Here is a 13,756-nt window from a genome sequence, read left to right as displayed (position 1 = left end):
ACTCAGCCGCTCTCCTCCGCCAGCGCCCGCAGCCGCGACAGCGCCCGGTGCTGGGCGACCCGCACCGCGCCGGGCGACATCCCGAGCACCTCGCCGGTCTCCTCCGCCGACAGCCCGTCCGCCACCCGCAGCAGCACCAGCTCGCGCTGACGGGCCGGCAGGTACGACAGCAGCTCCTTGATCCACTCGGCGTCGCTGGAGAGCAGCGCCCGCTCCTCGGGGCCGAGCGAGTCGTCCGGCGTCTCCGGCAGGTCGTCCGGCGGGATCACGGTCGAGCCGGGCCCGCGCATCGCGGCCCGCTGCAGGTCGGCGATCTTGTGCGCGGCGATCCCGTAGACGAAGGCCTCGAACGGGCGCCCGGTGTCCCGGTAGCGGGGCAGCGCGCAGAGCACCGCGACGCAGACCTCCTGGGCCACGTCGTCCACGTGGTGCCGGGCCCCGCCGGGCAGCCGCACCAGGCGGCCGCGGCAGTAGCGCAGCGCCAGCGGGAGCACGTAGCCGAGCAGCGCCTCGATCGCCGGGCCGTCCCCGCGGACCGCCGCCGCGACCAGTTCGGCCACCTCCGGTGACGTCCCCGCGCCGAGGACGGGCGGGCGGGGCGCCGCTCCCGACGGGTCGTCGAATCCGGCCGCCCGGTCGTCGGAGCCGCTCACCGCACCCTCCGGTGCCGACGACGGATCGGCAGCCGCACCCCCGGGGGCGGGCTGCACCGGGTCGGGCCCGGCGGCCTCCTCGTCGTCACGCATCGGTCCATGGTGCCTGGTCGGGCCGGAAAACGCGGCACCGCGTCCGGACTTGTGCATCGGAACGTTATCCGTCGCCGCGTGCACCGTGCCGCCTCCCCTGCCTGTCCGCTGGTCCCCGAGGTGCTCCACTACTCCATGGTGCAGCCTCGGGACCACAACGTCACACGTCCGAGCGAGCGCAGTTCGCGCGTCCGCTCAGCGGACCAGGCCCCACCGGAAGCCCAGCGCCACCGCGTGCGCGCGGTCCGAGGCGCCCAGCTTCTTGAACAGCCGCCTGGCGTGCGTCTTCACGGTGTCCTCGGACAGGAACAGCTCGCGGCCGATCTCGGCGTTGGAACGGCCGTGGCTCATCCCCTCCAGCACCTGGATCTCACGGGCCGTCAGGGTCGGCGCGGCGCCCATGTCCGGGCTGCGGAGCCGGCGCGGCGCCAGGCGCCAGGTCGGGTCGGCCAGCGCCTGGGTGACGGTGGCCCGCAGCTCGGCGCGCGAAGCGTCCTTGTGCAGGTAGCCGCGGGCCCCGGCGGCGACCGCGAGGGCCACCCCGTCCAGGTCCTCGGCGACGGTGAGCATGATGATCCGGGCGCCCGGGTCGGCCGACAGCAGTCGGCGGACCGTCTCGACCCCGCCGAGGCCGGGCATCCGGACGTCCATCAGAACGAGATCGGAACGGTCGGCCACCCAGCGGCGGAGGACCTCCTCACCGTTCGTCGCAGTGGTCACCCGGTCCACTCCGGGCACGGTCGCCACCGCACGGCGAAGCGCCTCCCGGGCGAGCGGGGAATCGTCGCAGACGAGTACGGATGTCATGACCGTCCTCCGCAGCTGATCCGCGTCACGTTGAGCCTCCTGGCTGGTACGAACCTCTCCGACACGGCCCCGGTACGGACCCGTTCCGATCGCCTCGCTGCGCGACCGTCCCCGATGTCCCGTGCCCTCTGACCGCCTCCGTACATCCAACGACCGTCACTCGAATGAGTTACGGCTTCACGTCCATCTCCACCACTGTACGTGGCCAACCCATCACGCAGGGGCCACCTCGCGGTGCACGCGCCGCACTTTTGTGCAGCTCGCGCGCGGTGTGCGCGCCCTGCACGCCCTCGGGAGGAGGTCCGCGCCCGGCCGGACACCCGATCGGTGCAGCATTCGGGTTCAAACCTCTTGCCCCTTTTGTCCGTTTTTATAGCTTCTGTCGGGTCATTGACTGATTCGCCGGACTGTGGGTGACTTGTCCGTGTAGTGGGCGTAAGTCATATTTCCAGGTGTCCGTACCGGCCCCGTGCAGCCTCGCCGCAACGACCGCGACCGAGGAGCCAGGTCCCGAGCCATGAAGGGAACGTGCCATGGCAGATTTCTCCCGCCTCCCAGGCCCCAACGCAGACCTCTGGGACTGGCAGCTCTCCGCAGCCTGCCGCGGCGTCGACAGTTCGCTCTTCTTCCACCCCGAGGGCGAGCGCGGCGCGGCCCGGACCTCCCGCGAGACGAGCGCCAAGGAGGTCTGCATGCGCTGCCCGGTGCGCGCCCAGTGCGCGGCCCACGCCCTGGCCGTCCGCGAGCCCTACGGGGTGTGGGGCGGCATGACCGAGGACGAGCGCGAGGAACTGCTCGGCCGCTCGCGCAACCGGCTGGCCGAAGTGCCGCTGGCGATGCCGCAGACCATCCGCCGCTGAACCACGCCCGCCCCGCCCCCGCCACGGCCGTCCCCGCCGCAGCGGAACGCACCGCGCGGACGCGTCGCCCGCCCGTCCCCGGCGGCCGCCGCGCTCAGCGGGCGGCGGCCGCCGCCGCGAGCTGCTCCAGCATCAGCGCCACCGCCGGAACCCCCAGCAGGTCCGGCAGGGTCAGCGCCACCACCTCGCGCCGGGCCGGCTCCCCCGACGCCACCCGCACCGGCACCGCCGCCACCCCCGGGTGCCGCACCGACTCCAGCGCCAGCCCCGGCAGCACCGCCACCCCCAGGCCCGCGCCCACCAGGCCCACCACCGCCGGGTAGTCGTCCGTCGCGAACTCGATCGACGGCGCGAAGCCCGCGTCCGTGCACAGCTCCACCAGGTGGCCCCGGCACTGCGGGCAGCCCGCGATCCACTGCTCCCCCGCCAGCTCGGACAGGTCCACCGGCGCGTCCTCGCCGCGGCCCGCGAGCGGGTGCCCGGCCGGGACCAGGCCCACCAGCGGATCGTCCAGCAGCGGGCGCACCACCAGCTCCGACCAGTCGTTCGCGGCCGCCGTCGCCGCCGCCTCCAGCGCCGCCTCGGCCCGCGCCTCACGCAGCGTCGCGTGCGGGGACGGCAGGCTCAGCCCGCCCTGCGAGTCCGGGTACCGGAACGCCAGCGCCACCTCGCACTCCCCGCCGCGCAGCATCGCCAGCGCCTGGGTCGGCTCCGCCTCCACCAGCGAGACCCGCACCCCCGGGTGCGCCGCCCGCACCTGCGCCACCGACCGCGGCACCAGCGTCGAGCTCGCCGTCGGGAACGAGACCAGCCGCACCCGGCCCGCCCGCAGCCCGGCGATCGCCGCGACCTCCTCCTCGGCGGCCGACAGCCCGGCGAGGATCCCGTCCGCGTGCCGCAGCAGCACCCGTCCGGCCTCGCTCAGCTGCATCTCCCGCCCGGCCCGCACCACCAGCGGGGTGTCCACCGCCTTCTCCAGGGCCTTCATCTGCTGGCTCACCGCGGGCTGCGTGCACCCCAGCTCCCGCGCCGCGGCGGAGAACGACCCGGTCCGGGCGACGGCGTGCAGGACGCGGAGGTGGCGGGCTTCGATCACGCGGTCAACTGTACGGAACCCGCCGCGCGCCCCGCGCACGCGAAAGGGCGCGAGGTCCCGGCGGTCCGAGCCCCGCACCACGGGAGTGCGGGGTCGGTCGCGCAGTTCCTCGCGCCCTTCAGTGCCTGGCGGCTAGCGCCTCAGTGGCTGTGGCCGTGGCCGCCGTGCGAGTGGCCGTGGCCCGCGGCCTCCTCCTCTTCCTTCTTCTCCACCACGAGGGTCTCGGTGGTGAGCAGCAGGGAGGCGATGGAGGCGGCGTTCTCCAGGGCGGAGCGGGTGACCTTGACCGGGTCGATGACGCCGGCCTTGACCAGGTCGCCGTACTCGCCGGTGGCGGCGTTGTAGCCCTGGCCGGGCTCCAGCTCGGCGACCTTGGAGGTGATGACGTAGCCCTCCAGGCCGGCGTTCTGGGCGATCCAGCGCAGCGGCTCGGCGAGCGCCTTGCGGACGACGGCGACACCGGTGGCCTCGTCGCCGGACAGGCCGAGGCCGTCCGCCAGGACCTTCGCGGCGTGGACGAGCGAGGCGCCACCACCGGCGACGATGCCCTCCTCGACCGCGGCGCGGGTCGCGGAGATCGCGTCCTCCAGGCGGTGCTTGCGCTCCTTGAGCTCGACCTCGGTGGCCGCGCCGACCTTGATCACGCAGACGCCGCCGGCCAGCTTGGCGAGGCGCTCCTGGAGCTTCTCGCGGTCCCAGTCGGAGTCGGTGTTGGCGATCTCGGCCTTGATCTGGGCGACCCGGCCGGCGACCGCGTCGGAGGCGCCGGCGCCGTCGACGACGATGGTCTCGTCCTTGGTGACGGTGATCCGGCGGGCGGTGCCGAGCACGTCCAGGCCGACCTGGTCGAGCTTGAGGCCGACCTCCTCGGAGACGACCTGGCCGCCGGTGAGGGTGGCGATGTCGCCGAGGATGGCCTTGCGGCGGTCGCCGAAGCCGGGAGCCTTGACGGCGACCGCGTTGAAGGTGCCGCGGATCTTGTTGACCACCAGGGTGGAGAGGGCCTCGCCGTCGACGTCCTCGGCGATGATCAGCAGCGGGCGGGAGCCGCCGGCCTGCAGGACCTTCTCCAGCAGCGGCAGGAGCTCCTGGATGGAGGAGATCTTGCCCTGGTTGATCAGGACGTACGGGTCCTCCAGGACGGCTTCCTGGCGCTCCGCGTCGGTGACGAAGTACGGCGACAGGTAGCCCTTGTCGAACTGCATGCCCTCGGTGAACTCGAGCTCGACGCCGAAGGTGTTGGACTCCTCGACGGTGATCACACCGTCCTTGCCGACCTTGTCGATCGCCTCGGCGATCAGCTCGCCGACCTGGGCGTCCTGGGCGGAGAGGGAGGCGACGGCGGCGACGTCGTCCTTGCCCTCGATCTCGCGGGCCACCGAGAGCAGGTGCTCGGAGACGGCGGCGACGGCCTTGTCGATGCCCTTCTTCAGGGCGGCCGGGCCGGCGCCCGCGGCGACGTTGCGCAGACCCTCGTTCACCAGGGCCTGGGCGAGCACGGTGGCGGTGGTGGTGCCGTCGCCCGCGACGTCGTTGGTCTTGGTGGCGACCTCCTTGACCAGCTGCGCGCCGAGGTTCTCGTACGGGTCGTCGAGCTCGACCTCGCGGGCGATGGTCACACCGTCGTTGGTGATGGTCGGGGCGCCGAACTTCTTGTCGATGACGACGTTGCGGCCCTTGGGGCCGATGGTCACCTTGACGGTGTCGGCCAGCTTGTTGACGCCGCGCTCCAGCGAGCGGCGGGCGTCCTCGTCGAACTGCAGGGTCTTCGCCATGGTCCCGTTTCCTCAGGGGTTCAGTCTGCGTGCGTGGAGCAACAACCGCGCCCCGGGCCCCTGTCGGTGCGACACGGATCCGGGGCGGGGCTGGGACGTCTTTACTGCGCGGACGTCTTACTTCTCGATGATCGCGAGGACGTCGCGGGCCGAGAGGACGAGGTACTCCTCGCCCTGGTACTTCACCTCGGTGCCGCCGTACTTCGAGTACAGGACGATGTCACCGACGGCGACGTCGAGCGGCAGACGCTGGCCGTCCTCGAAGCGGCCCGGGCCGACGGCCAGGACGACGCCCTCCTGGGGCTTCTCCTTGGCGGTGTCCGGGATCACCAGGCCGGAGGCGGTGGTGGTCTCGGCGTCGAGCGGCTGGACCACGATGCGGTCCTCGAGCGGCTTGATGGCAACCTTGCTGCTGGTGGTCACGTCCGAGCTCCCCTTCGGAGATTACGGGGTTGTCTAACAGGTAGGTGGCGAGTCTTCGCGGCCGCCGTCGCGGGGGTCGGACGCGCTTCATCGCGTTAGCACTCTCCCTGGGGGGAGTGCCAGAGACGACCTTAGGACGCTGTTAGCACTCAGTCAACCAGAGTGCCAACGACGTCGCGGTCGAGTTTCCGTTCGACCCGGGTGCCCCCGAGTACGGCTACTCAGGCGGCGGCCCGGATCCCCTGCCAGGCTCGGCCCATGACGACGAGACGACCGTCCGCGGGGCGGGACGCGTTCCACGCGGTGTGGCTGGTGGCCCTGTCGGTGCCGCTGCTGTGCGCGGTGCCCCACGCGTTCGTGCTGGCGGTGTTCGCGCTGGCCGAGGCGTCCGAGCGCGGGGGCGGGGCCGGGGCGCTGGTGGCGCTGTGCGCGGCGGTGGGGGTGCTGGGGGTGGCGGTGCCGGTGGTGGCGGTGGTGGCGACCGTCCGGCGGGGCTACCGGATCGCACCGCTGTCCGTGGGGCTGGCCGCCCCCGCGCTGGCGGCGGTGGTGTTCTCGGTGCTGGCGCACTGATCCGAGCCGGGACAATGGTGCGGTGGAGATCGAGTCGTTCCGGGCGCTGCTGACCGAGCAGGGGCAGGCGCTGCTGGCCGAGTTGCAGGGGTTCACGGCGGAGCGGGAGCTGGCGCTGGCGACCGCGCTGCGGCGGGAGCACCCGGCGGAGCTGGTGCGGGCGGCGTTCGAGCAGGCCCGGCTGCGGCAGCGGGCGGAGGCGAAGTTCGGGGCGGACGCCGCGTCGATGTACTTCACCCAGCCCGGGGTGGAGCAGGCGACCCGCCGCCCGGTGGCCGAGTGGCGGGCGGGCCGGTTCGCGGCGCTGGGGGTGCGGCGGCTGGCCGACCTGTGCTGCGGGATCGGCGGGGACGCGGTCGCGCTGGCCCGGGCCGGGATCGCGGTGCTGGCGGTGGACCGGGACGAGCTGACCTGCGAGGTGGCCCGGGCGAACGCGGCGGCGCTGGGCGTGGCGGAGCTGGTGGAGGTCCGCCGGGCGGACGTCGCGGACGTGGACACCGCGGGCTTCGACGCGGTCTTCACCGACCCGGCGCGGCGCACCTCGCGCGGCCGGGTGTTCGACCCCGAGGCGTACTCGCCGCCGCTGTCCTGGGCGGTGGAGGCGGCCCGCAGCGCCCCGTTCGGGGCGCTGAAGGTGGCGCCGGGCATCCCGCACGAGCTGGTGCCGGAGGGCGCCGAGGCGGAGTGGGTGTCGGACCGGGGCGAGGTGAAGGAGGCGGTGCTGTGGTTCGGCACGGCCGCCGCCGAGCCGTACCGGGCGACGCTGCTGCCGGGCCCGCACTCGCTCTCCGGCGGCGCGCTGCCCGACCCGCCGGTGGGCCCGGTGGGGCGCTACCTGTACGAGCCGGACGGCGCGGTGATCCGGGGCCGGATGGTGGCGGAGGTGGTGGCGGCGGTGCACGGGCGGCTGATCGACCCGATGATCGCCTACGTCACCTCGGACGAGCTGCGCCCGACCCCGTACGCGCAGGCGTACGAGCTGACCGACGTGCTGCCGTTCCAGGTCAAACGGCTGAAGGCGCTGGTGAAGGAGCGCCGGATCGGCACCGTGGTGGTCAAGAAGCGCGGGGCGTCGGTGGTGCCGGAGGAGCTGCGGCGGCAGCTGAAGCCGGCCGGGCCGAACGCGGTGACGGTGATCGTGGCCCGCACCGCGGCCGGCCCGGTGATGATGCTGGGTCAGCCGGTGGGCCCGGCCACGTAGTCGTCGAGGCGGGCGACGGCGAAGCCCTGCTCCTGGATCCGGTTGAGCAGTTCGGCGAACATCTGGGTCATGGTCTCGCCCTTGAGCTCGGACGGGCCGCGGAAGTGGGCGAGGATGATGTCGCCGTTCCTGAGCTTCTTGTCGGCGGCCTGGTACTGCATGTCGTGGATCTGCATGGACTCCCGCCACAGCACCACGGCGCGCGGCCCGCACTCCTGGACGGCGGTGTTCAGGGCGGCCGTGTTGGCGCCGTCGCCGTAGGGCGGGCGGAACAGGTACGGGGCGGTGCCGTACTGCTCGGTGAGGGCCGCCTGGTCGTCGCAGATCTGCGCCTTCTGCTGGGCGGCCGGGAGCTTGCTCATCACCGGGTGGCTGACGGTGTGGTTCTGGATGCTGTTGCCGAGCGCCTGCAGCGGCTTGAAGTAGGCGTAGTCGTTCTTGACGATGTCCTTGGTCAGGAACATCGTGATCGGCACCTTCAGCTCGGTGAGCATCTCGACGAACTTCGGGTCCTTCTCGGCCCCGTCGTCGATGGTGACGAACACGACCTTGTCACCGGTCGGGACTTCGCTGAACACCGGCACGGGGCCGGTCCTGGTGAGCTTGACCGGCCGGTCGGCGGGCGGGGCGGGCGCCTTGGGCAGCGGCTTGACGCCCCACTTCGCCCAGGTGGCCTCGCTGACCGCGTCCTGCGCGGGCGCCGAGGGGGCGCCGGAGGCGGAGGGGGCCGGGGAGGCGGCGGCGACCGGCCCGGCCGGGACGTCCCGGGAGTCGGCGGGCCCGGACCCGCTGCTGCACCCGCTGGCCGCCAGCAGCACCGCGAGGGCACCCGCCCCGTACCCGACCCGTACCCGCTGCATCACCGATGTCCCCCGCTCGTCCTCGACACGCGTGTCGATAATAGGACTAACGGGGGTGGTCTCTCGGTTGCTACCCCGCGTCCGTGCGGGTGAAGGTCCAGCGGTGCACCGGACGGGCCAGCAGCCCGGCGGGGGGCTCCGGCACCGGCACCGGCTCGCCCTCCCACAGCGCGATCAGCAGCACCCGGTCGCCCGGGGCGGTGAACAGCTCCACCCGCTCCAGACCGGCCGCCCCGCGCACCGCGGGCAGCGCGAACTCCCGGGCCCAGGCGTGCAGTTCACCGCCCCGGCCGTCCACCGCCCGGGCCTCCCACATCGCCGCCAGGGTCACTTCAGCGCCTCGTGCGCGTGCGCGTGGACGTGCCCGTGCCCGGCGCCCGGCACGTGGGTCTCGGTGACCGGCAGCGAGGAGTCCGCGGACAGGTCGAAGGAGGAGGGCGCGCGGTCCCGCCACACCATCTCGGCGCCGAGCGCCGCCACCATCGCGCCGTTGTCGGTGCACAGGCCCGGCCGCGGCACCCGCAGCACGATGCCCGCCCGGTCGCAGCGCTGCTGCGCCATCTCGCGCAGCCGCGAGTTCGCCGCCACGCCGCCGCCGATCATCAGGTGGTCGACGCCGTTGTCCTTGCACGCCCGCACCGCCTTGCGGGTCAGCACGTCGGTGACCGCCTCCTGGAAGGACGCCGCGACGTCCGCCACCGGCACCGGCTCCCCCGCCCGCCGCCTGGCCTCCACCCAGCGCGCCACGGCCGTCTTCAGGCCCGAGAACGAGAAGTCGTACGCCGGGTCGCCCGCGTTGTTCAGCCCGCGCGGGAAGGCGATCGCCGAACCGTCGCCGTCCCTGGCCATCCGGTCCACCACCGGCCCGCCCGGGAAGCCCAGCCCGAGGACGCGCGCCACCTTGTCGAACGCCTCGCCCGCCGCGTCGTCGATGGTCGCGCCCAGCGGCCGCACGTCGGAGGTGATGTCGCTGCTGAGCAGCAGCGAGGAGTGCCCGCCCGAGACCAGCAGCGCCATCGTCGGCTCCGGCAGCCGCCCGTGCTCCAGCTGGTCCACGCAGATGTGCGAGGCCAGGTGGTTCACCCCGTACAGCGGCTTGTCCAGCGCCCACGCGTACGCCTTGGCCGCGCTGACGCCCACCAGCAGCGCGCCCGCCAGGCCCGGACCCGCGGTGACGGCGATGCCGTCCAGGTCGCTCGCCTTCACCCCGGCGGTGTCCAGCGCCCGCCGGATGGTCGGGACCATCGCCTCCAGGTGCGCCCGGCTGGCGATCTCCGGCACCACGCCGCCGTACCGGGCGTGGTCGTTGACGCTGGAGGCGACCGCGTCGGCCAGCAGCGTGGTGCCGCGGACGATGCCGACGCCGGTCTCGTCGCAGGAGGTCTCGATGCCGAGGACGAGGGGTTCGTCAGCCATTGTGATGATCCTTCAGATCGCTTGCGTCACTTGCGTCACTTGCGTCACTTGCCAGGTGGTCCAGACGCATCACCAGTGCGTCCACGTTGGCGGGCTGGTAGTAGCCCCGCCGGACCCCGACCGGCTCGAACCCGAACCGCTCGTACAGCCGCTGCGCACGCAGGTTGTCCACCCGCACCTCCAGCAACGTCTCCGTGCAGCCGCGCCGGACCGACTCCCCCGTCAGCTCGGCCAGCAGCAGCGCCCCGAGCCCGGCCCCCTGGTGCCCCGGGGCCACCGCGATCGTCTGCACGTCGCCGTCCGTCCCGACCGCCATCAGCCCGGCGTACCCGACGACCGCGCCGTCCCCGTCCACGGCCACCACGTAGTGCCGGCTGCCGCCCGGGTGCGCCTCCGCCAGCTCCGACCAGTACATCCCCCGCGACCAGGCGTCCTCGGGGAACAGCTGGTGCTCCAGCACCATGACCGGCTCGATGTCCCACCACCGCATGGGGCGCAACGCGTACCTAGCCACGCCGACCGGCCGTTCCGGCCGGGGCGCGGCGCGCACCTGCGGTCATGCCGGGAGCACCGCCTTGTAGCCCGCGGGCACCTGCGCGTCCGGCCGCCGCAGGTACAGCGGCGCGTTCGGCAGCAGGGCGCGGCCCGCGGCCAGCTCGCGGACGGCGAAGTCGGCCAGGGCGCCCGCCGAGACGTGCTCGGGGCCGCTCGCCGCGGGCAGCCCGTACAGCAGGGCGCCCGCGCCGACCGTCCGCTCGCCGGGGTCGATCTCCGCCGGGCGGTCCACCGCGGGGCCACTCACCCGGGTGCCGGCCGCGTCGTAGGAGGCCCAGTAGACCTCCTTGCGGCGGGCGTCCGTCGCCACGGTGAACGCCCCGTCCAGACCCTCGGTGCGGGCCTGGTGGGCGATCGCGTCGAGGGTGCAGACGCCGTGCACGGGCAGGCCGAGCGCGTCGCCGAGGGCGGCGGCGGTGACCAGGCCGACCCGCAGGCCGGTGTAAGGGCCGGGGCCGACGCCGACCGCGAGGTCGGTCAGCTCGCGCTTGTCCACGCCCGCGGTGCGCAGGACGGCCGCGACGGTGGGCAGCAGCAGTTCGCCGTGCCGCCGGGCGTCGACCTCGTAGGACTCGGCGAGCACCCGTTCGCCGTCGTGGACGGCGGCGGTGACGGCGGGGGTGGCGGTGTCGAAGGCGAGGAGGAGCACGGGTCCAAGGTTAGAGGGTCCGGCGCGGCGGACCGCACCGCGCCCGTTCCCGCCCGCGGCCCGGCGGGCCCGACCGGGAACACACGATCGCCAGGAGGCCGGAACGGCGGACCGCACCTGGCACGATGGGCTTCGCTGAGGTCGATGGTGCGGCACGGAGCGTTGAGGAGCAGACGTGGCGAAGCTGGGTCCTGGTGCGGTGGTCGGCGGGCTGACCCTGGGCGCCCTGGCGGTGATCGGGCTGCTGGCCTTCCAGGCGAACGGCGCGGCCTCGCGCGCGGTCGCGGCCGCGCCGTCCGCGTCGAGCGCCGCCCCCTCGGCCTCCGCCCCGGAGAGCGGCCGGCCGACCGCGCCGCCGCTGCCCGCCGAGTCCGGCTCGGGCCTGCGGGTGGTCTACTCGCTGCAGCAGCAGCAGGTGTGGCTGGTCGACCCGAAGAAGCCGAACCCGGTGGTCGCCTCGTTCAAGGTGGTGCCGGGCAACACCCTCCCGGCGGCGGGCACGTACAGCGTCGCCAGCCGGACCGCGGCGGGCACCGGCACCGACGGGCGGCAGATCGAGCACGTGGTGCGGTTCGCCCAGCAGTCCGGCACGGTCTTCGGCTTCAGCGCGCTGGTGGACGAGAAGGCCCCGGCCCCGTCGCTGGACCCGAAGACGAGGACCGGCGGCATCCGGGCCACCCGGGCGGACGGCCAGCTGCTGTGGGACTTCGCGCCGACCGGCACCCGGGTGGTCGTGATCGCCTGACCCGCGCTCCCGCGCGGGAGCGCTACGCGGCAGCGGCGGCGTCGCGCTCCGGCGGGGTGGAGACGGCCTCGGCCGCCCGGCAGGACGCCAGCAGGGCGCGCATCGGCACGGGTGCCGGTGCGACGCGCTCCGGCCCGGCCCCGGCGGTGGCGGGGGTTCCGGCGGCCGGAGTCCGCTCCGGGCGGTCCTCGGTGTTCGTGGGGGGTGTGCTCGGCATCGGGCGCCTCCCTAGTTAGGCATACCTAACCTGCTGCCGCCATCCCATCACGCCCGCCCGGTGCGCCGCAACCGTTTCCCGACAGGGTGTCGGAAACCCGGGTCAGTTCTCACCCAATCCGGTGAGGTCCGCACCGTCCCAGCGACCGCCCAGCCCGGTGAGGACGACCCGCCGCCCGTCCGACTCCTCGTCCAGCGCCCCCACCGCCTCGCCGCCGAGGGTCCGCTCGATCCGGATCTCCAGCCGGTCCTCGGAGAGCTCCTCGACCTTGCCCTCGCCCCACTCGACGACCACCACCGACTCGGGCAGCGACACGTCCAGGTCGAGGTCCTCCATCTCCTCCAGCCCGCCGCCCAGCCGGTACGCGTCCACGTGCACCAGGGCGGGGCCGCCGGTCAGCGAGGGGTGCACCCGGGCGATCACGAAGGTCGGCGAGGTGACGGCGCCGCGCACGCCCAGGCCCTCGCCCAGGCCGCGGGTCAGCGTGGTCTTGCCCGCGCCCAGCTCCCCCGAGAGCAGCACCAGGTCACCGGGGCGCAGCAGGGCGGCCAGGCGCCGGCCGAGGCCGGTCATCCGCTCCGCGGTTTCGACGGTCAGAGTGGTCTGCGAACCCATGGCGTCCTTCTTCGATCGTTGCGGCCACCCCTAAGGTGCCACACCGCGCGCAGCGCCCGGTTCAGTCCTCGGCGGGCTGCTGCGCCAGCTCCCGCACCGCGTCCGGCAGCGGGCCCGTCCCGGCGCGCTCGGCGGCGCGCTCCAGCAGCGCGGCGAGCTCGCGGTCGACGGTGCCGGGGGTCTCCAGCATCACCAGGTGCCCGGCGCCCTCGACCAGCACCAGCCGGGAGCCGGGCAGTTCGGCGGCGATCGCCTCGGAGTACTCCGGCGGGGTCAGCAGGTCCTTCGTCCCGGCCAGGACGAGGGCGGGCAGGCCGGACAGCGCGGCCAGCGCGGCGCGCTTGTCGTGCGCGGAGAACGCGGGGTAGAACTCGGCGACCACGTCGATGGGGGTGGCGTCCAGCAGCTGGTCGGCGAACCGGGCGACCGACGGGTCGACGTCCCTGCTACCGAAGGAGAACCGCCGGTAGAACACCGCGGCCAGGTCGGAGCCCCAGCGGCGGGTGGCCTCGACCAGTTCGACCTGGCGGCCCAGCGCCTTTATCACCCCGGGCGCGACCCGCTTGACCACCTTGGCGCCGACCGCGGGCAGGCCCAGCGGCACCGCGTCCCAGTCGCCCGCCAGGGTGCCGAGCAGGGCGACGCCGACCACCCGGCCGCCGGGGCCGAACAGCTCGGGGTGCCGGTCGGCGAGCGCCATCACCGTCATCCCGCCCATCGAGTGCCCGACCAGCACGACCGGCCCCTCGGGGACGACCGCGTCCAGCACCGCCGCCAGGTCGGCGCCGAGCTGGTCGATCGAGGCGGGCTCGCCGTCCAGGTGGGTGCGGGAGCGCTCGGAGCGGCCGTGGCTGCGCTGGTCCCAGAACACGGTGCGCAGGACGCCGCGCAGCGCGGCCCGCTGGAAGTGCCAGCTGTCCTGGTTGAGGCAGTAGCCGTGGCAGAACACCACGGTGGGGCCGGGCGCCCCGTCCGCCTCGTCGACCTCCACGTGCAGGCCGGTGCCGTCCGCGGCGGGCACCGTCACGGCGGTGCCGCGCAGCGTTCCGAAGCCGGCGGCCGCGTCCAGTTCCTCGCGGGCCCGCCTGCGCATCGCCCGTCCGACCGTCAGCCGCTCGATCGCCACCCCGGCGGCGGCCCCGGCCGCCAGCACGCCCAGCGATATGCCGATCAGCCCGGCCCGGGACACCCCGCCGGGGGAGGACTCCTCAGCCATCC

The 13,756-nt window shown here is 74.1% G+C and carries 17 protein-coding genes; 4 read left to right on the top strand and 13 right to left on the bottom strand.

Annotation, left to right across the window (positions count from 1 at the left end):
• Positions 1-2: 2 nt before the first annotated feature.
• Both shbA and QSK52_RS18135 read right to left on the bottom strand, forming a co-directional pair.
• The gene (gene shbA / locus QSK52_RS18140; RefSeq protein ID WP_285737106.1) at positions 3-746 is read right to left on the bottom strand and encodes an RNA polymerase sigma factor ShbA; all 744 of its coding nucleotides are present in this window, start codon (positions 744-746) and stop codon (positions 3-5) included.
• Between the two features lie 195 nt (positions 747-941).
• Positions 942-1,553 carry a response regulator transcription factor gene (locus QSK52_RS18135; RefSeq protein WP_014136228.1) on the bottom strand — a complete coding sequence of 204 codons (612 nt, stop codon included), beginning with the start codon at positions 1,551-1,553 and terminating at the stop codon, positions 942-944.
• A gap of 533 nt (positions 1,554-2,086) precedes the next feature.
• On the opposite strand from QSK52_RS18135, the gene QSK52_RS18130 reads away from it, so the two are divergent.
• Positions 2,087-2,413, top strand: a complete 327-nt coding sequence (locus QSK52_RS18130; protein WP_285737105.1) for a WhiB family transcriptional regulator — start codon at positions 2,087-2,089, stop codon at positions 2,411-2,413.
• Positions 2,414-2,507: 94 nt separating this feature from the next.
• Here QSK52_RS18130 and QSK52_RS18125 read toward each other — a convergent pair whose 3' ends face one another.
• From QSK52_RS18125 to groES, 3 genes are all read right to left on the bottom strand, one after another.
• Positions 2,508-3,509, bottom strand: a complete 1,002-nt coding sequence (locus tag QSK52_RS18125; protein ID WP_285737104.1) for a LysR family transcriptional regulator — start codon at positions 3,507-3,509, stop codon at positions 2,508-2,510.
• Between the two features lie 140 nt (positions 3,510-3,649).
• Positions 3,650-5,284, bottom strand: coding sequence for a chaperonin GroEL (gene groL / locus QSK52_RS18120; RefSeq protein ID WP_285737103.1), 1,635 nt, complete (start codon positions 5,282-5,284; stop codon positions 3,650-3,652).
• 117 nt (positions 5,285-5,401) lie between these two features.
• The gene (groES, locus tag QSK52_RS18115) at positions 5,402-5,707 is read right to left on the bottom strand and encodes a co-chaperone GroES (RefSeq protein WP_014136232.1); all 306 of its coding nucleotides are present in this window, start codon (positions 5,705-5,707) and stop codon (positions 5,402-5,404) included.
• Between the two features lie 258 nt (positions 5,708-5,965).
• Here groES and QSK52_RS18110 point away from each other — a divergent pair, with 258 nt between their 5' ends.
• Together QSK52_RS18110 and QSK52_RS18105 are read left to right on the top strand one after the other, a co-directional pair.
• The gene (locus QSK52_RS18110) at positions 5,966-6,280 is read left to right on the top strand and encodes a hypothetical protein (RefSeq protein WP_285737102.1); all 315 of its coding nucleotides are present in this window, start codon (positions 5,966-5,968) and stop codon (positions 6,278-6,280) included.
• 22 nt (positions 6,281-6,302) lie between these two features.
• Positions 6,303-7,481 (top strand): class I SAM-dependent methyltransferase, encoded by a 1,179-nt coding sequence (locus tag QSK52_RS18105; RefSeq protein WP_285737101.1) that lies wholly within the window; start codon positions 6,303-6,305, stop codon positions 7,479-7,481.
• On the opposite strand, the gene QSK52_RS18100 is transcribed toward QSK52_RS18105, so the two are convergent.
• From QSK52_RS18100 to tsaB, 5 genes are all read right to left on the bottom strand, one after another.
• Positions 7,457-8,341 (bottom strand): polysaccharide deacetylase family protein, encoded by an 885-nt coding sequence (locus tag QSK52_RS18100; protein ID WP_285737100.1) that lies wholly within the window; start codon positions 8,339-8,341, stop codon positions 7,457-7,459. The genes QSK52_RS18105 and QSK52_RS18100 overlap by 25 nt on opposite strands.
• Before the next feature lie 70 nt (positions 8,342-8,411).
• The gene (locus QSK52_RS18095; RefSeq protein ID WP_435053279.1) at positions 8,412-8,657 is read right to left on the bottom strand and encodes a hypothetical protein; all 246 of its coding nucleotides are present in this window, start codon (positions 8,655-8,657) and stop codon (positions 8,412-8,414) included.
• Between the two features lie 11 nt (positions 8,658-8,668).
• Positions 8,669-9,757, bottom strand: coding sequence for a tRNA (adenosine(37)-N6)-threonylcarbamoyltransferase complex transferase subunit TsaD (gene tsaD / locus QSK52_RS18090; protein ID WP_285737098.1), 1,089 nt, complete (start codon positions 9,755-9,757; stop codon positions 8,669-8,671).
• The gene (gene rimI / locus QSK52_RS18085) at positions 9,750-10,247 is read right to left on the bottom strand and encodes a ribosomal protein S18-alanine N-acetyltransferase (RefSeq protein WP_285737097.1); all 498 of its coding nucleotides are present in this window, start codon (positions 10,245-10,247) and stop codon (positions 9,750-9,752) included. Before rimI ends, tsaD begins: the two co-directional genes overlap by 8 nt.
• A 66-nt stretch (positions 10,248-10,313) precedes the next feature.
• A complete protein-coding gene (gene tsaB / locus QSK52_RS18080; RefSeq protein WP_285737096.1) occupies positions 10,314-10,961 on the bottom strand; it encodes a tRNA (adenosine(37)-N6)-threonylcarbamoyltransferase complex dimerization subunit type 1 TsaB in 648 nt (215 codons plus the stop codon).
• A gap of 175 nt (positions 10,962-11,136) precedes the next feature.
• On the opposite strand from tsaB, the gene QSK52_RS18075 reads away from it, so the two are divergent.
• Complete coding sequence (locus QSK52_RS18075) at positions 11,137-11,706, top strand: L,D-transpeptidase (RefSeq protein WP_285737095.1); 570 nt, start codon at positions 11,137-11,139, stop codon at positions 11,704-11,706.
• Positions 11,707-11,728: 22 nt separating this feature from the next.
• Here the strand turns inward: QSK52_RS18075 and QSK52_RS18070 are convergent, their stop codons facing one another.
• From QSK52_RS18070 to QSK52_RS18060, 3 genes are all read right to left on the bottom strand, one after another.
• Positions 11,729-11,923 (bottom strand): hypothetical protein, encoded by a 195-nt coding sequence (locus QSK52_RS18070; RefSeq protein WP_285737094.1) that lies wholly within the window; start codon positions 11,921-11,923, stop codon positions 11,729-11,731.
• Between the two features lie 102 nt (positions 11,924-12,025).
• Complete coding sequence (gene tsaE / locus QSK52_RS18065; protein WP_285737093.1) at positions 12,026-12,538, bottom strand: tRNA (adenosine(37)-N6)-threonylcarbamoyltransferase complex ATPase subunit type 1 TsaE; 513 nt, start codon at positions 12,536-12,538, stop codon at positions 12,026-12,028.
• A gap of 61 nt (positions 12,539-12,599) precedes the next feature.
• Entirely contained in the window at positions 12,600-13,754 is a 1,155-nt protein-coding gene (locus tag QSK52_RS18060; RefSeq protein ID WP_285737092.1) for an alpha/beta fold hydrolase, read from the bottom strand.
• Between the last annotated feature and the right edge of the window lie 2 nt (positions 13,755-13,756).

Origin of the sequence: Kitasatospora phosalacinea, assembly GCF_030268885.1 — a bacterium.
GTDB lineage: Bacteria > Actinomycetota > Actinomycetes > Streptomycetales > Streptomycetaceae > Kitasatospora > Kitasatospora phosalacinea_C.
Note: the sequence above shows the minus strand (reverse complement) of the source record. Positions and strands in the feature narration are given on the sequence as shown.

Coding starts and splice junctions, on each gene's coding strand:
- QSK52_RS18060 (WP_285737092.1), bottom strand. CDS start 13,754: ATGGCTGAGGAGTCCTCCCCCGGCGGGGTGTCCCGGGCCGGGCTGATC.
- QSK52_RS18135 (WP_014136228.1), bottom strand. CDS start 1,553: ATGACATCCGTACTCGTCTGCGACGATTCCCCGCTCGCCCGGGAGGCG.
- tsaD (WP_285737098.1), bottom strand. CDS start 9,757: ATGGCTGACGAACCCCTCGTCCTCGGCATCGAGACCTCCTGCGACGAG.
- rimI (WP_285737097.1), bottom strand. CDS start 10,247: ATGCGGTGGTGGGACATCGAGCCGGTCATGGTGCTGGAGCACCAGCTG.
- shbA (WP_285737106.1), bottom strand. CDS start 746: ATGCGTGACGACGAGGAGGCCGCCGGGCCCGACCCGGTGCAGCCCGCC.
- tsaE (WP_285737093.1), bottom strand. CDS start 12,538: ATGGGTTCGCAGACCACTCTGACCGTCGAAACCGCGGAGCGGATGACC.
- QSK52_RS18095 (WP_435053279.1), bottom strand. CDS start 8,657: ATGTGGGAGGCCCGGGCGGTGGACGGCCGGGGCGGTGAACTGCACGCC.
- QSK52_RS18100 (WP_285737100.1), bottom strand. CDS start 8,341: ATGCAGCGGGTACGGGTCGGGTACGGGGCGGGTGCCCTCGCGGTGCTG.
- QSK52_RS18110 (WP_285737102.1), top strand. CDS start 5,966: ATGACGACGAGACGACCGTCCGCGGGGCGGGACGCGTTCCACGCGGTG.
- groL (WP_285737103.1), bottom strand. CDS start 5,284: ATGGCGAAGACCCTGCAGTTCGACGAGGACGCCCGCCGCTCGCTGGAG.
- QSK52_RS18130 (WP_285737105.1), top strand. CDS start 2,087: ATGGCAGATTTCTCCCGCCTCCCAGGCCCCAACGCAGACCTCTGGGAC.
- QSK52_RS18070 (WP_285737094.1), bottom strand. CDS start 11,923: ATGCCGAGCACACCCCCCACGAACACCGAGGACCGCCCGGAGCGGACT.